This window comes from Arthrobacter jinronghuae (assembly GCF_025244825.1).
In the GTDB taxonomy this organism is placed as follows: domain Bacteria; phylum Actinomycetota; class Actinomycetes; order Actinomycetales; family Micrococcaceae; genus Arthrobacter_B; species Arthrobacter_B jinronghuae.
In genome coordinates, this window is record NZ_CP104263.1 from 2,051,952 (window position 1) to 2,072,908 (window position 20,957).

17 protein-coding genes and 1 pseudogene are annotated in these 20,957 nt (G+C 64.1%); 6 read left to right on the plus strand and 12 right to left on the minus strand.

Going from position 1 to position 20,957, the window contains the following annotated elements:
- The first annotated feature begins 48 nt into the window (after positions 1–48).
- Positions 49–1,020 (plus strand): GerMN domain-containing protein, encoded by a 972-nt coding sequence (locus tag N2K98_RS09575; protein ID WP_255865658.1) that lies wholly within the window; start codon positions 49–51, stop codon positions 1,018–1,020.
- Positions 1,021–1,035: 15 nt separating this feature from the next.
- On the opposite strand, the gene N2K98_RS09580 is transcribed toward N2K98_RS09575, so the two are convergent.
- The 3 genes from N2K98_RS09580 to hrcA all read right to left on the minus strand — a co-directional run bounded on the left by N2K98_RS09580 (position 1,036) and on the right by hrcA (position 4,063).
- A complete protein-coding gene (locus N2K98_RS09580; RefSeq protein WP_255865659.1) occupies positions 1,036–1,803 on the minus strand; it encodes a 16S rRNA (uracil(1498)-N(3))-methyltransferase in 768 nt (255 codons plus the stop codon).
- Position 1,804: 1 nt separating this feature from the next.
- A complete protein-coding gene (gene dnaJ / locus N2K98_RS09585) occupies positions 1,805–2,944 on the minus strand; it encodes a molecular chaperone DnaJ (protein WP_255865660.1) in 1,140 nt (379 codons plus the stop codon).
- A 105-nt stretch (positions 2,945–3,049) separates the two neighbouring features.
- Positions 3,050–4,063, minus strand: coding sequence for a heat-inducible transcriptional repressor HrcA (gene hrcA / locus N2K98_RS09590; RefSeq protein ID WP_255865661.1), 1,014 nt, complete (start codon positions 4,061–4,063; stop codon positions 3,050–3,052).
- Between the two features lie 221 nt (positions 4,064–4,284).
- Between hrcA and N2K98_RS09595 the strand changes: the two genes are divergently transcribed.
- The gene (locus N2K98_RS09595; protein WP_255865662.1) at positions 4,285–5,133 is read left to right on the plus strand and encodes a DUF3097 family protein; all 849 of its coding nucleotides are present in this window, start codon (positions 4,285–4,287) and stop codon (positions 5,131–5,133) included.
- A gap of 117 nt (positions 5,134–5,250) precedes the next feature.
- Positions 5,251–5,679, plus strand: a complete 429-nt coding sequence (locus N2K98_RS09600) for a DUF4870 domain-containing protein (RefSeq protein WP_255797632.1) — start codon at positions 5,251–5,253, stop codon at positions 5,677–5,679.
- An 81-nt stretch (positions 5,680–5,760) separates the two neighbouring features.
- Here N2K98_RS09600 and hemW read toward each other — a convergent pair whose 3' ends face one another.
- A complete protein-coding gene (hemW, locus tag N2K98_RS09605; RefSeq protein ID WP_255865663.1) occupies positions 5,761–6,993 on the minus strand; it encodes a radical SAM family heme chaperone HemW in 1,233 nt (410 codons plus the stop codon).
- Positions 6,990–8,843 (minus strand): translation elongation factor 4, encoded by a 1,854-nt coding sequence (gene lepA, locus N2K98_RS09610; RefSeq protein ID WP_255797630.1) that lies wholly within the window; start codon positions 8,841–8,843, stop codon positions 6,990–6,992. The genes hemW and lepA overlap by 4 nt, the downstream gene beginning before the upstream one ends.
- A gap of 175 nt (positions 8,844–9,018) precedes the next feature.
- Between lepA and N2K98_RS09615 the strand changes: the two genes are divergently transcribed.
- The gene (locus N2K98_RS09615; RefSeq protein WP_255865664.1) at positions 9,019–9,759 is read left to right on the plus strand and encodes a type II toxin-antitoxin system PemK/MazF family toxin; all 741 of its coding nucleotides are present in this window, start codon (positions 9,019–9,021) and stop codon (positions 9,757–9,759) included.
- A 174-nt stretch (positions 9,760–9,933) separates the two neighbouring features.
- Positions 9,934–10,194, plus strand: coding sequence for a 30S ribosomal protein S20 (gene rpsT / locus N2K98_RS09620; RefSeq protein ID WP_146361896.1), 261 nt, complete (start codon positions 9,934–9,936; stop codon positions 10,192–10,194).
- A 354-nt stretch (positions 10,195–10,548) separates the two neighbouring features.
- Here rpsT and holA read toward each other — a convergent pair whose 3' ends face one another.
- The 7 genes and pseudogenes from holA to N2K98_RS09655 all read right to left on the minus strand — a co-directional run bounded on the left by holA (position 10,549) and on the right by N2K98_RS09655 (position 19,487).
- The gene (holA, locus tag N2K98_RS09625; RefSeq protein WP_255865668.1) at positions 10,549–11,586 is read right to left on the minus strand and encodes a DNA polymerase III subunit delta; all 1,038 of its coding nucleotides are present in this window, start codon (positions 11,584–11,586) and stop codon (positions 10,549–10,551) included.
- 255 nt (positions 11,587–11,841) lie between these two features.
- Positions 11,842–14,133 (minus strand): ComEC/Rec2 family competence protein, encoded by a 2,292-nt coding sequence (locus tag N2K98_RS09630; RefSeq protein WP_260553700.1) that lies wholly within the window; start codon positions 14,131–14,133, stop codon positions 11,842–11,844.
- A gap of 433 nt (positions 14,134–14,566) precedes the next feature.
- Positions 14,567–15,367: a helix-hairpin-helix domain-containing protein gene (locus N2K98_RS09635; protein ID WP_255865670.1), complete on the minus strand. Its 801-nt coding sequence runs from the start codon at positions 15,365–15,367 to the stop codon at positions 14,567–14,569.
- Between the two features lie 142 nt (positions 15,368–15,509).
- Positions 15,510–16,055, minus strand: coding sequence for a DeoR/GlpR family DNA-binding transcription regulator (locus N2K98_RS09640; RefSeq protein ID WP_255797617.1), 546 nt, complete (start codon positions 16,053–16,055; stop codon positions 15,510–15,512).
- Positions 16,056–16,148: 93 nt separating this feature from the next.
- A pseudogene (locus N2K98_RS17275) lies at positions 16,149–16,328 on the minus strand (DeoR family transcriptional regulator); the annotation flags it as partial.
- Positions 16,329–16,431: 103 nt separating this feature from the next.
- Positions 16,432–17,361: a carbohydrate kinase family protein gene (locus N2K98_RS09650; RefSeq protein ID WP_255865671.1), complete on the minus strand. Its 930-nt coding sequence runs from the start codon at positions 17,359–17,361 to the stop codon at positions 16,432–16,434.
- Between the two features lie 95 nt (positions 17,362–17,456).
- Positions 17,457–19,487: a bifunctional aldolase/short-chain dehydrogenase gene (locus tag N2K98_RS09655; protein ID WP_255865672.1), complete on the minus strand. Its 2,031-nt coding sequence runs from the start codon at positions 19,485–19,487 to the stop codon at positions 17,457–17,459.
- Between the two features lie 290 nt (positions 19,488–19,777).
- Between N2K98_RS09655 and N2K98_RS09660 the strand changes: the two genes are divergently transcribed.
- On the plus strand, positions 19,778–20,830 hold the full coding sequence (locus tag N2K98_RS09660; protein ID WP_255865673.1) for a substrate-binding domain-containing protein: 1,053 nt from the start codon (positions 19,778–19,780) through the stop codon (positions 20,828–20,830).
- Positions 20,831–20,957: the final 127 nt, after the last annotated feature.

Here is a 20,957-nt window from a genome sequence, read left to right on the forward strand (position 1 = left end):
TGCAAAGGTTGAAGACGTACGTTTTCGAGTTACCCCTAAGGAGGATGGATGGACGCCGGGTCCAACAACGCAACGTCCTGTCTCCGAGGGCTAAGCCAGCGGTATTTCCTGGCCGGTTCGCTAGTGGCCGCAGCTGCACTGGGGCTGGGTGGATGCGGCGTTGTAGCCGAGAATCCCACCATCACGATGCCCTCGTCCTTCGACGCCGGCGAAGTCCCCGCCGCTGCTCCCATGACCGTCTCCCCGCCGGCGGAAGCGAGTTCCGTCGGCACCCTCATGCCGGTGTACTGGCTGGGACGAAACGACTCGACGGTCAGTCTCTACCGTGAGTTCCTTCACTCAGACAACACCGGTGATCCCATCGGTGAGGCAGTTCAGGCCATGACGGCGGACAAGCCGCTGGACCAGGACTACTTCACTCCCTGGCACGCGGCGGACAGCGTCACCGCATCCATTTCCAGCAAGAACGTTATTACCGTGGACATCTCCTCGGATGCGTTCAAGGGTTCCCTCGACTCCGGCATGGCCCACCGTGCAGTGCAGCAGCTGGTTTACACCGCCACGGCGGCAGCCGCCAACGCGGGTTTGACGACCGTGGGGCAGGAAAGCAGCGTGGCGATCCTGGTGGACGGCAAGGAGGGGTACCGTGCGTTCGGCCATGTGCCCCTGGAGGAGCCCCTGAACAGGGACCCCGCACTGGTGGCGCCGATCTGGGTGATTGATCCGCAGGAATCGGAGATCCGCGGCACGGATGTCGAGGTCAGCGGAACTGCGGTGGCGCAGACGGCTGAACTGCATTGGCGGGCCGAACCCATAGTGGACGGCAGGCCCTCATCCGGGGCGGCCGCTTCCGGCAGCGTGGAACTGGACAAGGCGCCCGGCAAGACCGGCGAATTCAGCTTCACTGCTTCCCTCGCCCCGGGTGAATACAGCCTTCGGGTCTACTACACCGGGCAGGAAACCGCCGGGGATTCCAAGCGCATTACGGTCTCGGCGTCCCCGCAGGATCCGGGGCACTAGCCCGGCGGACTTCCTCTACCAGCGGCCGAGCAGCTGATTCAGCACGGCCAGCGCCGCCGGCCCCGCAGTGGAGGAACGAAGCACGTGCGGTCCCAGCCGGACGGCAACGGCCCCGACGCCGCGCAGCGCTTCCAGCTCGGCGGGGCTGATGCCGCCTTCCGGACCTACAACTACCGCAATGGATGCGGAGGCGTCGTCCGGACCGCGCCTGCCGAGGTCACGCAGCGCATTCGCCAGCGGTACATCGGCCTCCTCATGGAGCACAAGGACAAGGTCAAGTTCCGCCAGCCGGGACGGCAGGGCGCGGCTGTCCAGCGCGGGCTCCACCGCAGGGATCCGGGAACGCCGGGACTGCTTGGCCGCGGCAAAAGTAAGAGCCTGCCATTTGGCCTGTCCCTTGACCGCCTTCTCGGCGCGCCACCGGACAATGCTGCGGTCGGATTGCCACGGGATGACGGTGTCGACTCCCAGCTCCGTCGCAGCTTCCACGGCCTGCTCGTCCCGGTCCCCCTTGGCCAGTGCCTGCACCAGGAGGAACCGTTCGGGTGCAACCGGTTCGTCAAGGACGTCCGCCACCCGCAGTTCCAGAAGGGACGCACCGGTTTCCGTCACCGTGCCGGTGAGCCGGCGCCCGGCGCCGTCGACCACGTCCACGCTTTCACCGGCTTCGAGGCGCTTGACCGACACCGCATGCCGTGCCTCCGGCCCCTCGAGACGGAAAATGTCTCCGGGCCCGGCGGCCGCCACCTGCGCCGGGTCACCGAAGAAAATCGGGTTGGTCATCTCAGAGGTTGCCCAGACGGTCCCGCAGCTTGGCGAAAACGCCGTTGCCTGAGCTGTTCAGCTTTCCCTCGCTGTATTCCTCACCGCGCAGCTTGGCGAGCCGGCGGAGGAGTTCCTCCTGCTCGGAGTCCAGCTTCTGCGGGGTCTCCACGTGCAGGTGCACCCGGAGATCGCCGCGGCCGTGGCCCCGCAGGTGCGTGACGCCGAGGTCGTTGAGGACGGACACCTCGCCGGACTGCGTGCCGGGCTTGACGGTGATTTCGCGGTCGCCGTCGAAGGTCTCCAGTGCAACTGTGGTTCCCAGCGCTGCGGCCGTCATGGGGATGGTGAGTGTGGCGTGCAGGTCATCGCCGTCGCGGAGGAACGTCGGGTCATTGTTGACCCGGATCTCCACGTAGAGATCGCCGGCGGGGCCGCCGGCCATCCCGGCTTCGCCCTGTCCGCCGAGCTGGATCCGGGTACCGGTGGCGACGCCGGCGGGGATCTTGATGGTCAGGGTGCGGCGGTTGCGGACGCGGCCTTCTCCGGAGCACTCGTGGCAGGGGTCGGGGATGACGGTGCCGAAGCCGTTGCAGGTGCCGCAGGGCGCCGAGGTCATGACCTGGCCCAGGATGGAGCGGACCGCCCGCTGAACCTGACCGGTGCCGTGGCAGATGTCGCAGGTGCGCGGGGAGGTGCCGGGCTGGCAGCAGGAGCCGTCACAGGTGGGGCAGACGACTGCAGTGTCGACGTCGATCTTCTTGTTGGTGCCGAAGACAGCGTCCTTGAGGTCGATCCGGACGTTGATCAGGGCGTCTTGTCCGCGCCGGCTGCGTGAGGCCGGTCCGCGTCCTCCGCCCGGGGCGCCGCCGCCGAAGAAGGTGTCGAAAATGTCCTGGAAGCCGAAGCCCTGGGCACCGAAGCCCCCGCCGCCGAAGCCGTTGTCGTTGCCGTTCTCGTTGCCCGTGGTGTCGTAGATCCGCCGTTTTTCCGGATCGGAAAGAACCTCGTAGGCGTGCGATACGGCTTTGAATTCATCCGAGGCACCCGGAGCATTGTTGACGTCCGGGTGCAGCTTGCGGGCTAGCTTCCGGTACGCCTTCTTGATTTCTTCACCGGTGGCGTCTCGTCCGACACCCAGAACCTGGTAGTGATCGCTCACTCGTGCACATCGCTTTCCTGTATTGCGTGCCTTCAAACTTTGAAGACGGAGGTTGGATTCCCGCCGGTTCCCCGGCGGGCGGGTCCGTCACTGCTGGGGACCGCGTTAGTTGTTCAGTATTCGGGACAGATACCTGGCCACGGCACGCACGGCCGCCATGGTGGTGGGATAGTCCATCCGCGTGGGGCCGAGAATGCCGACTTTCGCGGTGGCGTCGGGACCGTATCCCGTAGCCACCACCGATGCTTCCGACAAACCGCCGTGCGGATTCTCCCGTCCGATCCGGACGGCAACGCCGCGGGCATCCTGTTCCATCTCGGACAGCAGCCGGAGCATCACCACTTGTTCCTCAAGCGCTTCAAGCACGGGACCGATAGTCAGCGGGAAGTCTACCGTGGAGCGCGCCAGGTTGGCTGTCCCTGCCATCACCATGCGGTCCTCGCGGTTGATGCCCGCCAGCTGCTCCAGGCAGTGGCCCAGGGAGTTGCCGACGCGCCTGCGATCGGCCGGCACGGTGGCGAGGGCATTAGCCAGCTGGCTGGTGATGCTGCTCAGCGGCGTGCCTGCCAACGCGGCCAGGAAGTGCTGGCGCAGGTCCATCAGGTCCGGCTCCGTCACCGGCTGCGGAACGGTAATGACCCGCTGCTCTACCCGCCCCGTGGTCGAGATGAGCACCACCAGCACCTGCGACGGTGCCAGCAGGACAAATTCAATGTGCCGGACCTTGGCATTGCCCAGATGCGGGTACTGGACCACGGCCACCTGGTTGGTCAGCTGGGACAACAGCCGGACGGTACGGTCCATCACATCGTCGAGGTCGTCGGCTCCCTCCAGCAGCGACTGGATGGCGCGCCGTTCGGGAGCCGAGAGCGGCTTGACGTCGGAGATCCGGTCAACGAACAGACGGTAGCCCTTGTCAGTGGGGATGCGCCCGGCGGACGTATGCGGGGCGGTGATCAGCCCCTCTTCCTCAAGGGCGGCCATGTCATTGCGGATGGTCGCCGAGGAAACGCCCAGGTGGTGGCGTTCCACAAGTGCCTTGGATCCCACGGGCTCGCGCGAATGGACGTAGTCCTCAACAATGGCGCGGAGGACCTCGAGTCGGCGTGGTTCACTCATGGTTTTCCCTCCCTGTTGATCGGCGGTTTGATCGGCGTGTTGACCTGCGTCGTGATCTGCGTGGTGACCTGCGTCGTGATCTATGGGCAGAGCGCCGGACGTTTAGCACTCACAGTGTTCAAGTGCCAAGTCTAGTACGGATCGGCAGCGTTGCTAGCATTGAGGAACCCGTGGCCTGCTGCGGTTTCCGCCCGATCAGAACCGTAAGTGAGGCAACTTCCGTGTCCAGCTTTTCCTGGGGTCCGCAGGACATCACCGCGCCGGCCCGGACCGTCCTGCGCAAAGTCGGCGCTGAAACCGGCCTGGTCCTTGAGGACGTGGCCTCGGGCTGGGTCGGCGCGGTGGTACGCGTGGAGAAATCCGGCGGGCTGCACCTGATGGTGCTCGAAGACCGGCGCGGGAAAAAGAAATCCTTCGAACTGGGCTTCGGCTTCCTGCTCGAAGGCGAGCCGGTGGAAGTTGTGCCCGCGGCTGCCGCTTCAGCCAAGGCAGGTCCGGCCCGGACGGCGTCCGGCTCGGTGCGCGTCGCCAACCAGCGCGCCCGCACCGCCCGCGCCAGCCGCATCTGGGTGGAAGGCAAGCACGACGCCGAACTGGTGGAAAAGGTCTGGGGTGATGACCTGCGGGTGGAGGGAATCGTCGTCGAGCCCCTCCACGGCGTCGATGACCTGTACTCCGCGGTTCGGGAGTTTGCCCCGGGCCCGGGACGCCGGCTGGGCATCCTGGTGGATCACCTGGTTCCAGGCTCCAAGGAATCGCGCATCGCGGCCGAGGCGATGACCTCCCCCGGCGCGCCGGGCAATGTCCTGATTGTCGGGCATCCGTACGTGGATGTCTGGCAGGCCATCAAGCCGACCGTGATCGGACGTACCGCCTGGCCGGTGGTCCCCCGTCACCTGGACTGGAAAACCGGCATCCTGCAGGGACTGGGCTGGCCGCACCGGGACCACACCGACGTCGCAATGGGCTGGAAGAAGCTGCTGGGGCAGGTGAACAGCTATGCGGACCTGGAACCGTCACTGCTCGGACGGGTGGAGGAAGTCATCGATTTCCTGACCGTTCCCGGGTGAGACGCGCATCGCACTGCCTGCCTCCTTTCCTGTAGGAAGTGCGCGAGCCAGTACCCTTGAGGAATACGTAGTAGCGGACCGACCCTGTGTCACCATGAGCCAAAAGGAATATACGCCGTGTCCAACACACGCCAGAACCACCACCCCCGACCGGAAGAACACGGCGGAGCGCAGCGTCCCGTTTACCAGGGCGCCCCGGCCAATGCACTGCCGCTGACCGCGTCCGAGGACCGGCAGTGGGCAACTCTGGCGCACTTCGGCGGCATCCTCGCTTTTGTTCCGTCGCTGATCATTTACCTGGTGTTCCGCGACCGCGGTCCGTTCACTGCACAGGAGTCCAAGGAAGCCCTGAACTTCACGCTCCCGCCAAGCATTGCTGCCCTGACGGTCTGGGCGCTGTCCTTCATTCCCGAGATCGGCGGCTTCTTCGCCGTGCTCAATGCCATGATCTGGGTCTACGTTGCCGTGTCCTCGGTGATCGCAGGCATCGAGTGCAACCGCGGCCGGCCGTACCGCTACCCGCTCAACCTGCGCCGTATCCAGTAGCGCCGCATCCAGTAGCGCCGCAGGAAGCAGCGGTGCAGGGCAGCTACGCCGCCGGAGGGCCGGCCGGCACCGCCACCGAACTCAGTCCGGCAGCAGCCGCCGGACCACCGCGTCGGCCAGCAGCCGTCCCGACGGGGTGAGGATCACCTTTCCGGTCAGCGCAGCCCTCGGATCCACGAGGCCGTCCGCCATGAGTCCCGCCACGGCAAGCCTGCCGGGCTCACGCAGCCGGTCCAGGGCCAGGCCTTCGGCGAGACGGGTCCGCAGCATAACGTCTTCCACGTACCGGGTATCGGCGTCCAGGGTCTCGCGCCCGACGGCGGGCGACTCCCCCGCGCCGATCCGCTGGGCATAGGCGGTGGGATGCTTGGCATTCCACCAGCGGACGCCGCCGGCATGTGAATGGGCTCCCGGGCCGACTCCCCACCAATCATCGCTGCGCCAGTAGGCCAGGTTGTGGCGGCACTGGTCCTCGGGGGTACGCGCCCAGTTGCTGACCTCGTACCAGTTCAGCCCGGCAGCGGTCATCATTTCATCCGCCAGCACGTACTTGTCGGCATGGTCGTCGTCGTCGATGGGCGGCACCTCGCCGCGGCGCATCCGGGCGGCGAGCTTGGTTCCTTCCTCGATGATGAGCGCGTAGGCGGAGATATGGTCCGGCTCGTAGCTCAGCGCCTCTTCAAGCGAGTGCTTCCAGTCGGCCATGGACTCGCCCGGGGTTCCGTAGATGAGGTCAACGCTTACGTGCAGGCCGGCGTCGCGCGCCCACTGCACGGCCTGCGGAACCCGCGACGGCGTATGCGTGCGGTCCAGCACTGCCAGTACGTGCGGCACTGCTGACTGCATGCCGAAGGAAACCCGGGTGAACCCGGCGTCGGCAAGCAGCTGCAGGGACTGCGGCGTGACGGAGTCCGGGTTCGCTTCGGTGGTGACTTCGGCACCGGGAGCCAGGCCCCACTGGTCGACGGCGGTGCGGAGGATCAGCGCAAGATCCTCCGCCGGGAGCAGCGTGGGCGTGCCGCCGCCGAAGAAAACGGTGCCCATCCGGCGTTCCGGCAGGCCCGAACGCCGCAGAGCGTCCGCGGCGAAGACCACCTCGCGGGCCGCCGTTCCGCCGTAGGCTGCCTGCGACGCACCGCCTCCCAGCTCAGTGGCCGTATACGTGTTGAAGTCGCAGTAGCCGCAGCGGACGGAGCAGAACGGAATGTGGACGTAGAGTCCGAAGTTCCGCTCCGCTGCTCCGTCCGCGGCCTGTGCGGGGAGGAGACCGTCGGCGGGTGCCGGGTCTCCGAGGGGCAGTGCACTGGGTGTCACTTCTTGGATTTGTCCTTGGATTCGTCGGAGGAAAGCGCAGCCACGAAGGCTTCCTGGGGAACTTCCACGCGGCCCACCATCTTCATGCGCTTCTTGCCTTCCTTCTGCTTTTCCAGCAGCTTGCGCTTACGGCTGATATCGCCGCCGTAGCACTTGGCAAGCACGTCCTTGCGGATGGCGCGGATGGATTCGCGGGCGATGATGCGGGAACCGATGGCTGCCTGGATGGGCACCTCGAACTGCTGCCGCGGGATCAGCTCACGCAGCTTGCCGGTCATCATAACGCCGTAGGCGTAGGCCTTGTCCTTGTGCGTGATGGAGCTGAAGGCGTCAACCTGCTCGCCCTGGAGCAGGATGTCCACCTTGACCAGGTCGGCAACCTGGTCGCCGTCGGCCTTCCAGTCCAGGGAGGCGTAGCCGCGGGTCTTGGACTTGAGGATGTCAAAGAAGTCGAAAACGATCTCGGCCAGCGGCAGGCGGTACCTGATTTCCACCCGGTCCTCGGAGAGATAGTCCATGCCGCCCAGGACACCGCGGCGGGCCTGGCACAGCTCCATGATGGCGCCGACAAATTCGTTCGGCGCCAGGATCGTGGCGGAGACCATCGGTTCGCGGACCTCTTTGATCTTGCCTTCGGGATACTCGCTCGGGTTGGTCACAGTGACCACCTTTTTGTCTTCGAGCGTCACCTCGTACTCCACGTTGGGCGCGGTGGAGATCAGGTCCAGGTTGTACTCACGCTCGAGCCGTTCACGGGTGATTTCCAGATGCAGCAGGCCCAGGAAGCCCACCCGGAAGCCGAAGCCCAGCGCCGCGGACGTCTCGGGTTCGTACACCAGCGCGGCGTCGTTAAGCATCAGTTTTTCCAGCGCTTCACGCAGCACCGGGTAGTCGGCGCCGTCGATGGGGTACAGCCCGGAGAACACCATGGGTTTGGGGTCGGCGTATCCGGGCAGTGATTCAGAGGCCGGCTTGGCCAGGTTGGTGACGGTGTCGCCCACCTTGGACAGGCGTACGTCCTTCACGCCGGTGATGAGGTAGCCCACCTCGCCCACGCCCAGGCCCTTGGACGGGGTGGGTTCCGGCGAGCTGACGCCGATTTCGAGGAGTTCATGGCTGGCCCGGGTGGACATCATCTGGATGCGTTCACGCGGGGACAGCGATCCGTCGATCACGCGGACATAGGTGACGACGCCGCGGTAGGTGTCATACACGGAGTCGAAGATCATGGCTCGGGCGGGAGCGTTGGGGTCGCCCACCGGTGCCGGAATCTCGCGGACAATCTGGTCCAGCAGGGCTTCAACGCCAACACCGGTCTTGCCGGAGACCCTCAGTACGTCCGCCGGGTCGCCGCCGATCAGCTTCGCCAGTTCCTCGGCGTACTTCTCCGGCTGCGCCGCCGGGAGGTCGATCTTATTCAGGACCGGAATGATGGTCAGGTCGTTTTCCATCGCCAGGTAAAGGTTCGCCAGCGTCTGCGCCTCGATACCCTGGGCGGCGTCCACCAGCAGCACTGCTCCTTCGCAGGCAGCCAGGGAACGGGAAACTTCGTAGGTGAAGTCCACGTGGCCCGGGGTGTCGATCATGTTCAGGGCGTAGGACTGCCCGTCCAGCTCCCACGGCATGCGCACGGCCTGGGACTTGATGGTGATGCCGCGCTCACGCTCGATATCCATCCGGTCCAGGTACTGGGCCTTCATGTTCCGGTGCTCAACCACTCCGGTGGACTGGAGCATGCGGTCGGCCAGGGTGGACTTGCCGTGGTCGATGTGGGCGATGATGCAGAAGTTTCTGATGATCGCCGGATCCGTCGCGGCAGGCACCGGCGAGAAGCGGGCCATGGGTGACACTGTGGCGGTTCCTTTACTGTTCCGGGACAATCCGGACGCGGCGCGGTGCGCGGGTGTCCTTGGTCCTGGCGGTTCTAGTGGGAGTTCTGTCGAGTTAACAGTCTCCCACGTTTGCCTGCCGCAGCAGGAACCGGACGCACCTGAGGTTTTGCGGCGGGGAGCATAACGTAGTGCCATGCCCTTTAACGCCCGCTCTTTTGCCTCGATTGCCCGCACGGCGCTCCGCCTGCTGCGCTCCGCTTCCTCCTCTGCCGGCCCCGCCGAAGGCAGCCGTGAGACCCGCAGCCCGGACCGCTCCCGCACGCCGGATAACGGCCGGACCCCGGAGACCCGGCGGACGCCGGATGGCGGCCGGACCCCGGGGACCCGGCGGACGCCGTCGCCCTCCCCCAGGGCCAAGGCAGCTCCCCCGCGCAGCCCGGCGACCGGGCAGTCGCCGTCGACTTTGCCGCCGTCGTCGCAGTCGCGGTCATCCGCGCGGACCACCGCGCGAGCCACGCCGGAGGTCGCCGGGACGGGTTTCCTCGGCGACTACACCGGTCCTGTCACCCCGGTCTACGCCCCGCAGCCCGACGGCGATCCCGATCCCGGCGAAGTGGTGTGGGCCTGGGTCCCGTTCGAAGACGACCCCAGCCAGGGCAAGGACCGTCCGGTCCTGCTGATCGGGCGCAACGGCGGCCTGTTGCTGGGCCTGATGATGACCAGCCGGGATCGGAACAACAGCAGCGGTTCCGATCCCCGCTACCTCGATGTCGGCACCGGCCCGTGGGACAGCAAGGGGCGTCCCAGCGAGGTGAAGCTGGACCGCGTCCTGCAGCTCGAACCGGGCAGCGTGCGCAGGGAAGGTGCAATCATGGATAAGAACGTGTTCCAGACTGTTGCCCGCCGGCTGGCCGTGATGCGTCCGGCACGCTGAACCGCCGCTTTAGTTACCGGAGCCCAAACTCTGCTAACATTTATTGCTGTGTGTCCGCGCAGGTCGACGGGCACTTTGGTTCAGGCGCCATTACGGTATCCCCACGCCGCTCAGTCAATGTCTGGGCTGAAATACCCTCACCGACCAAGTCCGCAATACAAAGAGAGTTTATAAGTGGCCAATATTAAGTCCCAGAAGAAGCGCATCCTCACCAACGAGAAGGCGCGTCAGCGTAACAACTCGGTGAAGTCCGAGCTGAAGACCGTCATCAGCAAGGTTGATGCCGCAGTCAAGGCCAGCGACAAGGACGCAGCAGCCGAAGCGCTGAAGACCGCCAGCCGCAAGCTGGACAAGGCCGTCAGCAAGGGCGTAATCCACAAGAACAACGCTGCCAACCGCAAGTCGGCCATCTCCAAGAAGGTCAGCGCGCTCTAACCAGCAGCCAGCATTACAGACTTACCAAGCGTGGCCGGTCCTTCGGGACCGGCCACGCTTTGTTTTAACCGGCGCGTCCGGACTGTTCCGGCCAGCGTGGTGTGCCGGTCCGAATAGGCCGACTGAGCCAACGCGGGCCGAGCGGGCGCATACCGACTGAGCCAACGCGGGCCGAGCGGGCGCATACCGGCTGACCAACGCGGGCCGAGCGGGCGCATACCGGCTGACCAACGCGGGCCGAGCGGGCGCATACCGGCTGACCAACGCGGGCCGAGCGGGCGCATACCGACTGAGCCAACGCGCGCCGAGCGGGCGCATACCGGCTGACCAACGCGGGCCTGCGGGCAGCCGCCGCTAGCGCCCGGACGCCGCCAGTGCGATGACGGTGACGGCCCGTTCCACGGCATACACCGGGTCCCGTCCGGCTCCCTTTACCTGTGCATCGGCTTCGGCGAGGGCCTGGACGGCTTCGATCAGGGATTCCGAGGTGAACCGCTGGGCATCCCGCCGTGCCTGATCCACCTGCCAGGGCGCCATGGACAGTTCCTTGGCCATCGATGCGGAGGATCCACGCAGGTTGGCCACCCGCGCCACTGCGCGGACCTTCATGGCCAGGGCGCCGACCAACGGCACCGGATCCACTCCGGTATCCAACGCGTGCCGGAGCATGGACAGCGCCTGCGCCGCGCGGCCGGCCAGGGCCGCGTCGGCAACTTTAAAGGCCGTGGCCTCGACCCGCCCGCCGTAATAGCGCTCTACCAGTTCCTCGGTGACCTCGCCGGTGGAATCGCTGATCAGCTGCTGGCAGGAGGCTGCAAGTTCGGAGAGGCTGGACCCGACGGCGTTTACCAGCGCCCGGGCCGCACCCGGGTCGATCCTGCGGCGGGCAGTGCGGAACTCCGAAGTGACGAAGTCCAGCTTCTCAGCATCCTTCTTGAAGGGCTGGCACTCGACGACAGGCGCTCCGGCAGCCTTAACTGCATCCAGCAGCTTCTTGCCCCGGTTGCCGCCAGCGTGGTGCAGCACCAGAACGGCATCCGGAGACGGATCCTTCAAATAGGCCAGCGTTTCGGTGAGGAAATCCTCGTTCATCGACGCGAGATTCACGGCCTCGATAAGTTTCGCTTCCCCGAACAGTGAGGGGCTCGACTGCAGTGTGAGTTCCCCGGAGACATAGGTGGAGGCGTCGAAGTGCACCAGTTCCGTGTCGGGCTGCTTCTCCCGGAGCAGTCCGCGCAGCCGGTCCCGGGCCCGGGATGCCAGATAGTCCTCGGGGCCTGCCAGCAGGACCACCGGGGCTGGTTCGACCTCGCGCCAGGAGACCGTCGCTGAGGACTTGCTTGCGGAGGACTTACTTGCGGAGCTGCGTTTGGAAGGGACTGCCGGATTCACAGCTGGGGCTCCTGGGATTGTGCGGCGGCCTGTTTCGGCCTGCCGGGTGTAAAGGATCGAAAGGTACCCGCACCGCGGATAGCCTCCCTCCAAGATTGCCACGGTCCCGGTCCGCGGCCAATTTTCCTGTTGTCTCCGGGCGTGGGGTGGTCAGCGAACCTAGTTACCCCCTCGCCAAAGGACTGCCTCGAGGACGGCGGCGGGCGGTCCTGCGTTCCACGCCCGCCGGATGGAAGCGGGACATTTCCCCGGCCTTTAGGGCGGCAGGCCGGCTATCTGCAGCCCGTCGCCCTCCCTGGCCACCAACAAGGTCCCGTGCTCGTCTGTGCGGGCAACGGCTGTACCCGCCGCTTCGAGCCCGGCCAGCGTCTGCGGCGCAGGATGGCCATAGTCGTTGTCCGCGCCTACTGAAACCAGCGCCAGTGGGGGCGACACTGCGCTCACCCACCCACCGCCTCCGTTGCGCGCGCCATGGTGCGCCACCTTCAAGACATCAACCGAACCGGCGCCCAGTTCCGGGTGTGCGGCGATGACTGTGGCGGCAGCGTCCTCCTCAATATCCCCGGTGAAGAGGATCCGCAGCGGACGCAGCCTTGGGTTCTCTGCGACTGTAACCAGAAGGACCGCGCTGGAGTTATTCTCCTCCTCGTCTCCGGCGGCCCCTGACCGGGGATCATGATCACCGGGGTCCGGGAGCGGCCAGAGAACACTCCAGGACACGCTCCCGGCATTGCCGGCCATGCCTGCAACGAGTCGTTCCCGCGGAGCCGGTGATTCGTCCAGTACCGCCACAAGATCCCCGGGCAGCTCGCTGTCGGCCGTCGAGTATCCCACCCTCAGCACGTTTCGCCCCGCCAGCACACCCGAGGTTCCCCCGTAGTGGTCCTGGTGTGCGTGACTGAGAACAAGCATGTCCACAGTCTGGATATCCAACCGGTCAAGGCAGCTGTCCACTGCATCGGGATCGCTGCCCGCGTCGATCACCACTGCGCTGCCCGGCCCGGACCGGACAGCGAATGCGTCGCCCTGTCCAACATCGCAAGCGGCCAGCACCCATTCATCCACCTGCCCCGGGCCAAGTGAGCCGGCGGCAAGGACCATTCCGCCCGGCAGGACCAGGGCAGCAGCCGCACCGGCAACGAGCCAGCGCCGGGTGCGGGTACCACCCCGAGCCGGGGACGCTGCACCGGGATTAAGGATCCTGTGCGGCGGGGATCCATGGGCCCGGCCCTCCGGGGCCGGATGCCGATCCCGGATACTCCATCTTTCCCGCCGGGAAAGATGGAGTATTCCGGCAACCGCTGCAAATGTGCATCCGGCCATCAGCAGCACGCCGGTGGTGCCGTCGGGCCAGGCTGCCAGGGCCCCGGGAGCTGATTCAAAGAACCGGGCAGTACGGGCCACCCACCAGGCCCCTCCGGCCGCAAGCAGGAGGGGCGGTACTGCCAGCACCGGAGCCGCGGCCACCAAGGCGACGGCAAACATCCCCGCAATGCTCACTACCGGGACGACGGGTGCGGCTACCAGATTGGCGGGAACCGAATACACCGGCAGCTGTGGCTGCAGGGTCACCAGGACCGGGGCGCAGAATAGCTGCGCTGCTACCGGTATGGCAATGGCGGCCGCAAACCATCCGGGGAGGCGACGGGACAGGACCCGCACCAGATGCGGTCCCAGCACAACCAGCCCAAGGGTCGCACAGACGGACAGAATGAACGCGTAGCTTCCGGCTAACCACGGATCCACGCACAGCAGCACCGTGATCGACAGGAAAAGCAGCGCCGCTGAAAGCCGTCCCCGTCCGGAGAGCACGGCGAGGGTTCCCAGCCCGCCCATCACAGCAGCGCGCAGCACACTGGGATCCGGACGCACGAGGAGCACAAACGCACCGAGGCCCGTCAGAGCCAGCAACGCCGCCGGCACCCGCGGTACCCGGAGGGCTCTGGCTGCGAGGAAAATGAAGGCGATCAGGTAGCTGCAATTGGCACCGGACACCGCCGTCAGGTGGGTCAGTCCAGTATTCTTCATTGCCTGTTCCAGTCCGGAATCAAGCCCGCCCCGGTCGCCCAGGACCATGCCTGGCAGAAGTCCTTCGATTCCGGCATCCCGGTCTTCGGCTGTCTGGACAAAGCCGTCACGGAGCCGGGCGGTTGCCGCGTACCATCCACCGCCTCCGGTAATTTCCGGAGGTGCTGCGGCCGGGAGCATGGCTAGATTCCGGTCCCCTGCGGGGAGTGGATGCAAGGGTCCGGCACTGGTGAACCGGTCCCCCATCCTGATCTCGCCGTAGTCCTCCCCGCCCACCACCAGAAGGGTCGCTGAAGCCCGGAACCGATGCCCGTCCGCGGTCCCGGAATCCACCACGGCATCGATGAGGTACCGCGGACTGCCCGTGAACCGGTCGGCAGCACCGGGCCTCGCGTCCGAAACTGCACGCATTTCCGCGGTAATCACGGCTTCGGCTGTGATGAGCTCCGAAATAGGGCCGCTCGTACGGTTGGCCAAGCTGCCGGCCGCACTGGCACAGACCAGGGCCGCTGCGGCCATGGGAACAGCCGTGCCGCGGAGGAACGCGGCAGTTCCCCCGGTTACGCGGGAGGCCGTCAGGAGCATAAGGACCGCTAGGACGGCCGCCAAACAAGCCAAGGCCCAGCCCGCGGGCATGGGCACCCGAAGAACGGCTACGGCAGCCGCCCATACCGCCACTGCGGCAGGCAGGAGCCGAAGCTCGCGGAGGGGCTCCGGCGGCGATGCGTCTGACTCGGCCTTACGATTGCTCCAGGCTTCACGCACTGCCCGGTTAACTCCGGTTGTCCGCACTGCCACGGCAACCTCTGTCGTCCGGACCCCCGCCACAGTGATCCCTAGAGGCGGCTCAGATTCCCCGTCTTCCGGCCGGTCGGAGCCGCGGCCGCCGGGATTCAGCGCCGAGGCCACATATCGTGACCACCTGCTCTCGCTCCGGGCCATCCGGTACCCGCTAGACCGTGACCAGTGGAAGCAATGCCGCCATCATTGCTTCACCGATTCCCGGTATTGCGTCCAGGTCTTCCGGCCGGCTGAACCTCCCATGCTCGGTGCGCCACGCCATGATCCGTTCAGCGAGCACCGGCCCGACCCTCGGGAGTGTTTGCAGCTGGGCGGAGTCCGCCGTGTTCAGGTTGACGCTGCCGGAAGCCGCACCCGTCCCGTCCGCAGCGGGGGGACTCCCGCCGGCCGGGTTGCCTCCCGGGCTGCCGGCTTCGAGACCCGACGCGCTCTCATCGATCCGCGGAACTAGCACCATCACACCGTCCTCCGCGACCGCAGCCAGATTCACTCTGGCAAGGTCGGCATCCGGCGCCGTTCCCCCGGCGGCCTCCACCGCATCAACGATCCGGCTGCCCGGATCCAGCCGCACCACCCCCGGATGCTGCACAGCCCCGGCGACGTGGACCATGATCATTGCTGTGCCCGCCTCCGGCTCGGCTGCACCGGACGGAACCTGCGCCGACGCAGCGGAAGGAACAGTAGACGGAGTAACGGTATTGCTGCTCCCCGCTTCAGGAAGCGGCGAGGGAGCAGTGCCGGGCGGGGACATTCCGACACTGGCCACCGGAACAGGCTCCCGGTCGCGCAGCACCAGGATGGCCAGCCCGCAGCCCAGCATCATGCAAACTGCCAGGACCGCCGCAGGCAGGGAAAAGGCCCACCGACGCCGCGGCTCTTCAAGGTCCCGATCCCAGTGCCCGGGGCCGTCAGCGTCCTGGCTGTCGACGGTGTCCCAACGGTGTTGTGCCATGGCCCAAAGGTAGCTATCCCGGCTGTCCGGTCCCGTGTTCACTATCGGACAGGTGGAGGACCGGGTCCTGTCCGCGGCCTAAAGCCGGCGTGTGGAGGACCGGACGGTCTATCTTGCGACGCCTTAGCCCGAACCGGTTGCGTCAGCTAGCAACCAGCACTATGACGCCCGCGTCTTCGAAGCTCTTCACGACAATCGCGTCGACTTCGTCGTCCACTATTACATGAGTAAATTCATCAATACCGCCCAAACGGTGCAACGCTCCATGGTCAATCTTACTGTGATCTACCATGAGGACTCTTGTTTGCGCAGCAGCCATCATGGCCCTTTTCGCAGTGACGATTTGCTGGTCCTGGTGGTACACGTCGAGCCCCCTCACTGCGGAAGATGATGCAAAAAGAACGTCTGCATAGAGGTCGGCAATGCTCCGCTCACACATGAGGCCCAGGAACGACTGGTATCGCGGCACGTACTCGCCCCCAAGAGCGATGAGGTGCACATCCGGATTATTAGTTACCTGCTGCATAGCAGGCATGAAGTTGGTGATTATGGTCAGCGGAGATCGGCCAATTAGCAGCGGAACGACCTCCAGTGACGTTGTTGAGTCGTCCACCATCACGACATCGCCTTCGGAGACGAGTTCCACAGCCACCCGTGCCATTTTCTTCTTCTCTTCAACCGCGCTCATTGCGCGAAACTGCACGTCGCTTTCAAATTGCGTCGATCGGTGGACAGACGCACCCCCACGAACCTTGCGCAGCGCGCTGACGCGCTGCAACTCATCGAGATCCCGGTGTACCGTCATGCGGCTAACCCCGAGCTGCTCAGTAAGGTCATCGACGCTTACAAATCCACGCTGATTTACGACCTCGCCGATGAGGCTGAGGCGGGCAGCCTTACTGCGAGGTTTGGGGTGATGAGCGTCATGGGACTGGGCATCGTGGTCTAGGGCATCAATCATGTTGTTGGGTGGATTGTCTGCACGTTCAACACCCGTCCTTTCCGTTCGTCACGTCATTTTATCTCGCCCTATGCGCCAAAGGGCGCCGGCTGGCGGGGCAGCCTCAGGCAGCCAGTCTGGCCTGGGTTTGCTGGAATTTGGCGACTTGATTCCTGTCCACAATTCCGGCATCTGATCCCAGTCCAGTCGCGACGAGACTGCCACAAGCCAATCCCCGTTCCGCTGCACCCATGACATCCAGGCCGTCGAGCAACCCGGAAATCAGCCCGGCACTGAATGCGTCTCCACAACCAGTAGTATCCACGACGCTGATGTCGTAAGCGGGCAGTACAGTTTCCTTGTCACCATTGGCCGCGACACTCACCCCGCCGCCGCCCATCGTTAGCAGAGTGTGCCCCACGCCTTGGGTGTGCAGCCATTCAATGATCTCTTGGCGATCTTCGGTACCGACCAACCACCCGGCTTCCTCGATGTTGGGCATGAGGTAATCCACATATCGTAAGGACGGACCAATTACCCTTTGGGCGTCATCCCGCGGGCTCATCAGGAAGTCCATGGTGACGGTTAGGCCGAGTTCCTTCACTCGCTTCAGGACCCGCCCCATAGGGGCACCATCCAATCCCGGCAGGATAAAGGCACCACCAAGATGGAAAATCTGAGCCTTTTCAACGATTGACCAGGGAACATCTGTTTCAGTCAGGCCAGCATTGGCGCCGATAACATGGAGCGCCGGGCGTGAGCCGTCACGGCGAATCGGCAGAAGACTTGCGGAGGTCTGTCTCCTTGCATCGACCACCAAATTGTCAGTGTTGACCCCGTAACTGTTCATGGTGGAACGAACAAAGTCACCAATGGTGTCGTTGCCGATCCGACCGACGGCACCAACCTCAACACCAAGCTTGGCCAGGTTCACCGCTGGCGCAGCGGCGGTGCCGGCCACAGTAAATTTGATCTGCTCCATGAATTCGAGGCGTTGGCCAGGCGGTACGGACGTGAACGGCCAGCCGAGCGCGTCGGCAATGTGTGCACCCATTGAAATCACTTGAGACGTCATCATTCCTCCATCAATTAGGTCCAGAGATCCATTTGACTTCTGGTACAGCCCTTCATCGCCTAGCGGGCAGATCTCTAGATGACCCTGTCGTTGCCCCCATCGACGGGCACCTGAGCACCAGTCGTTGATTGGAAAGCCGGCGTGCACATTGCTCCTACCATCTGAGCCACGTGGAGGCTTGATACCTCCGTGGAAAGTAAGTTACGGCGCTTGTATTCCTCAACGCTCACTCCGTATCTAGCCGCGCGTTCGGCGAGCAGTTCCGGAGCCCATAGGCCGGTGTCGAAGACGGCGTCGGGATGCACGGTATTGACCCGGATTCCGTCCACTGCCCACTCCAGAGCAGCAACTCGGGCCAGCTGGGTCAGCGCGGCCTTCGACGCGGAGTAGGCGGCGGCTCCCGGACCAGGTGCGGCCACGTTTTTGGAACCGATGACGACAACCCGTCCGTAGGTGGGTGACTCGGCCAATAGCGGCTGAGCGAGCCCGAAGAGAGCCTGAACTGAACCGACGTTGATGGCCAGGGTTCGGTCCCACGCCCTTCCGTCAAGGCCGGTTATCGGCACGCTTTCCGGGAAAACTCCCGCGGCAACTATGAGCATGTCCAGGCCGCCAAAGCGCTGCACAGTCTGTCGCAGCGCGCCTTCTATGGCAAAAAGTTCTTGTACGTCTGCCTGAATGCCCAACCAGGAGTCACACGAAAAGGTGGTCGTGACATCCTCGGAGATGTCGACTCCGACCACGCATGCACCCAGGTCAAGCAGTTTGTTGGCGATGCTGCGACCAATACCGGAGGCTGCCCCGGTTACAAACGCCACTTGGCCGGCCAACTCAGGTGAGACACCACCCCTGCGCAGCTTTGCTTGTTCGAGCTCCCAGTACTCTATATCGAAGAGCTTGTCCTCAGTCAGGGATGTGTACCGCCCGATTTTTTCGGCTGCCTCGATGACATCAAACGTGTGCATGGCTATGTCACGCACTATGTTGGCTTCTTTCACAGTCCTGCCGACCGTGAACATACCCCTCTTTGAATCGAGCATAAATCTGGGCGTGGGATCCAGCATGGTGAGCGGCACAGGTGACCGATCACGGTTTCGCTCGAAGTAAGCCTGATAATCCTGGACGTAGGCGTCAACGTCGTAACCATCGATATCCCGGCCCACCAGCGGAATGCGCTTCGTGTGAATGATGTGATCGGGGGTTGCAGGTCCACGAGAAACTATCCGAGTCAGGTCCTTCCGTCCTAAAAAGTTCCGGACTCTAGGGCCGACGTGCTGGCACATGATCATCGACTGCCCAGCGTGCCGGGAAATTGCTCCGCGCAGGCGGGCGACAGCCAGCAGATCGACGCTGTCCATTTCGTGCCTTGCAGTTGATGCGTCGGTCTCCGACAGGGCTTCAATGGACAAGGGCACGGACGGGGCAGGCCCTTCCGTTTCCGAGATGAACCTAAGGTGGTCTTCAGCCGCTGAAATGATCTCTACATGCCGGCTGTACGCTTCCTCCATAGTGTCGCCGAACGTGAAAAGTCCGTGATTGAGCAGCACCATTCCCCGGGTTTCAGGGGTCGCGAGTTGCGGCCAGAGTTCATTGCAACGACGGGCGAGGTCGAATCCAGGCTTGACATAAGGGACCAGTACCAGCTTGTGCCCGAAAAGGGCAGAGACGACGGCTGCTGGGTCAGGTTGATTGGTCAGCGAGACGATTACGTCGGCGTGGGAATGCAGCACAGCCCGATAAGGCAGGAGTGCATGCAATAGAGACTCTATTGACGGGTCAGGAGCAGATGCGTCGACCAGCGCACTTCGCAGTTCATTGACGAGCGCAGTATCAGTGATCGATTTGACCGTCAGGAGCTGTCGCAGGCGGTCCATGCGAAGCGGAGCGAATCCCTGCGGCTCGATGGAGGCCATGTCCCAGCCGCTGCCCTTTACATAAAGGGTTTCGATGTCGTCGCCAGTGACGTCCACAACTGTGGCTTTGATGGATGAGTTGCCTCCGCCGTGGAGCACGAGGGATTTGTGTGCGCCTATCGTGCGTGATCCCTGCACGCATTCGTCGACGGCGTTCTGTCCGCTCTTCAGCGGTTGCCACAGGCTTTTCACTGGAACTCCTTTGTTCGCGTACGGTGCCACGATGGTGTGTGTCGTTACAAATCAGCGAGAAGACCGACGATATAACGGAAACATACCAGAAGCCGTACAGCCGGCATCCCAGCATCGTGAACCTCGCACCTACCTGCCTTTGTCCGGACTTACAGGCAAATTTGGCCAAAACGTTGCGAAGCAAAATTTCGACCACATTGTCTGAATCCGTGTTTTACTGTTACAACTGTCACGGCCGGTACGACCGCAGCGGGCGTTTGTAACACGGCTACGTTCAAAGGAGAACAACTATGAAGCGTCCAGCGAGCTTGCTCAGCCTCGCGGCGACCGCGATTGCGGCAACCGTCCTCATGTCCGGGTGCGGCACCCTAGGAGACACGGGTAGCGGAACTAAGGCATCCGGTTCCGATGACGGCGTTTTCCGAATCGCGACCGTGTCAAAAGTCGAGGGAATCTCTTGGTTCGAAGCAATGCGTACCGGCGTTGACCAGTTCAACACCGACAACGGCGACGTGGTCGAAGCATGGCAGACCGGCCCGGACTCAGGGGATCCTGCAAAGCAGGTTCAAATCGTCGAAGACCTTATTGCACAGGGTGTCGACGCCTTGGTCGTTGTTCCAAACGATCCGCAGTCCATCGCCCCCGTCCTGAAGAAGGCCCGCGACGCCGGCATCGTTGTCGTAACTCATGAGGCACCGGCGCTTGCCGCAACAGACAGCGTCGACTACGATCTCGAGGCCTTCGACAACGTCGAGTTCGGAGAAAAGATGTTCGAGCAGCTCGCCGACCAGATGGGTGGCTCGGGAACGTTCGTAGGCGAGGTGGGCTCTCTCACCAGCGAAACTCATATGGCTTGGTACAACGCGGGCCTCGACTATCTCAAGGAGAACTACCCAGAGATAACCCCTGTATCGGCTCAGCCCTATGAGGACGATAACGATGACTCCAAAGCCCGCGATAATGCCCTTGAAATCCTCAAGGCCTACCCTGACTTGAACGGCTTCATCGGCACATCGGTTTCTGCCGGGGCCAATTTCGCAGCGGTACTGAAAGAGAAGAACCTGACCAACATCGCCACGTCCATGCTAAGCCTGCCTTCCGTTGCAGGTCCGTATCTCGAGGACGATGTAGTCGGCTCGGCACAAGCATGGAACCCTGCCGGTGCAGGCTACGCCGCAAACGAGGTGGCCTTGGCCGTACTCCAGGAGCGGGCTATCGAGTCAGGTAGCGATCTCAAGTTCGAGGGCTACGAAGACGTCACAGTAGATGGCAAGCTCATCAGCGGCTCGGCGATTTTGATGATCAAGAAGGGCCAATACCCCGACGGCAAGTACCCGTTCTAAGGCTCCAGAAGCCTCACTTCGCTGCGGTGGTGGCGTCTTTCCAGGTGACGACGCCACCGCACGGAGTGTTCACTCTTTCATCCCTATGTGCGGCCTCTCTCCGACCCTGCCGCACACCTTTCTCGAC

Excerpts from the sequence above, each read along its gene's own strand:
- N2K98_RS09635 (WP_255865670.1), bottom strand. The coding sequence starts at position 15,367 with ATGGCACAACACCGTTGGGACACCGTCGACAGCCAGGACGCTGACGGC.
- N2K98_RS09630 (WP_260553700.1), bottom strand. The coding sequence starts at position 14,133 with ATGGCCGCAGCGGCCCTGGTCTGTGCCAGTGCGGCCGGCAGCTTGGCC.
- N2K98_RS09615 (WP_255865664.1), top strand. The coding sequence starts at position 9,019 with ATGCCCTTTAACGCCCGCTCTTTTGCCTCGATTGCCCGCACGGCGCTC.
- N2K98_RS09640 (WP_255797617.1), bottom strand. The coding sequence starts at position 16,055 with ATGAGCGCGGTTGAAGAGAAGAAGAAAATGGCACGGGTGGCTGTGGAA.
- N2K98_RS09580 (WP_255865659.1), bottom strand. The coding sequence starts at position 1,803 with ATGACCAACCCGATTTTCTTCGGTGACCCGGCGCAGGTGGCGGCCGCC.
- hrcA (WP_255865661.1), bottom strand. The coding sequence starts at position 4,063 with ATGAGTGAACCACGCCGACTCGAGGTCCTCCGCGCCATTGTTGAGGAC.
- N2K98_RS09650 (WP_255865671.1), bottom strand. The coding sequence starts at position 17,361 with ATGGGTGCACACATTGCCGACGCGCTCGGCTGGCCGTTCACGTCCGTA.
- N2K98_RS09660 (WP_255865673.1), top strand. The coding sequence starts at position 19,778 with ATGAAGCGTCCAGCGAGCTTGCTCAGCCTCGCGGCGACCGCGATTGCG.
- N2K98_RS09575 (WP_255865658.1), top strand. The coding sequence starts at position 49 with ATGGACGCCGGGTCCAACAACGCAACGTCCTGTCTCCGAGGGCTAAGC.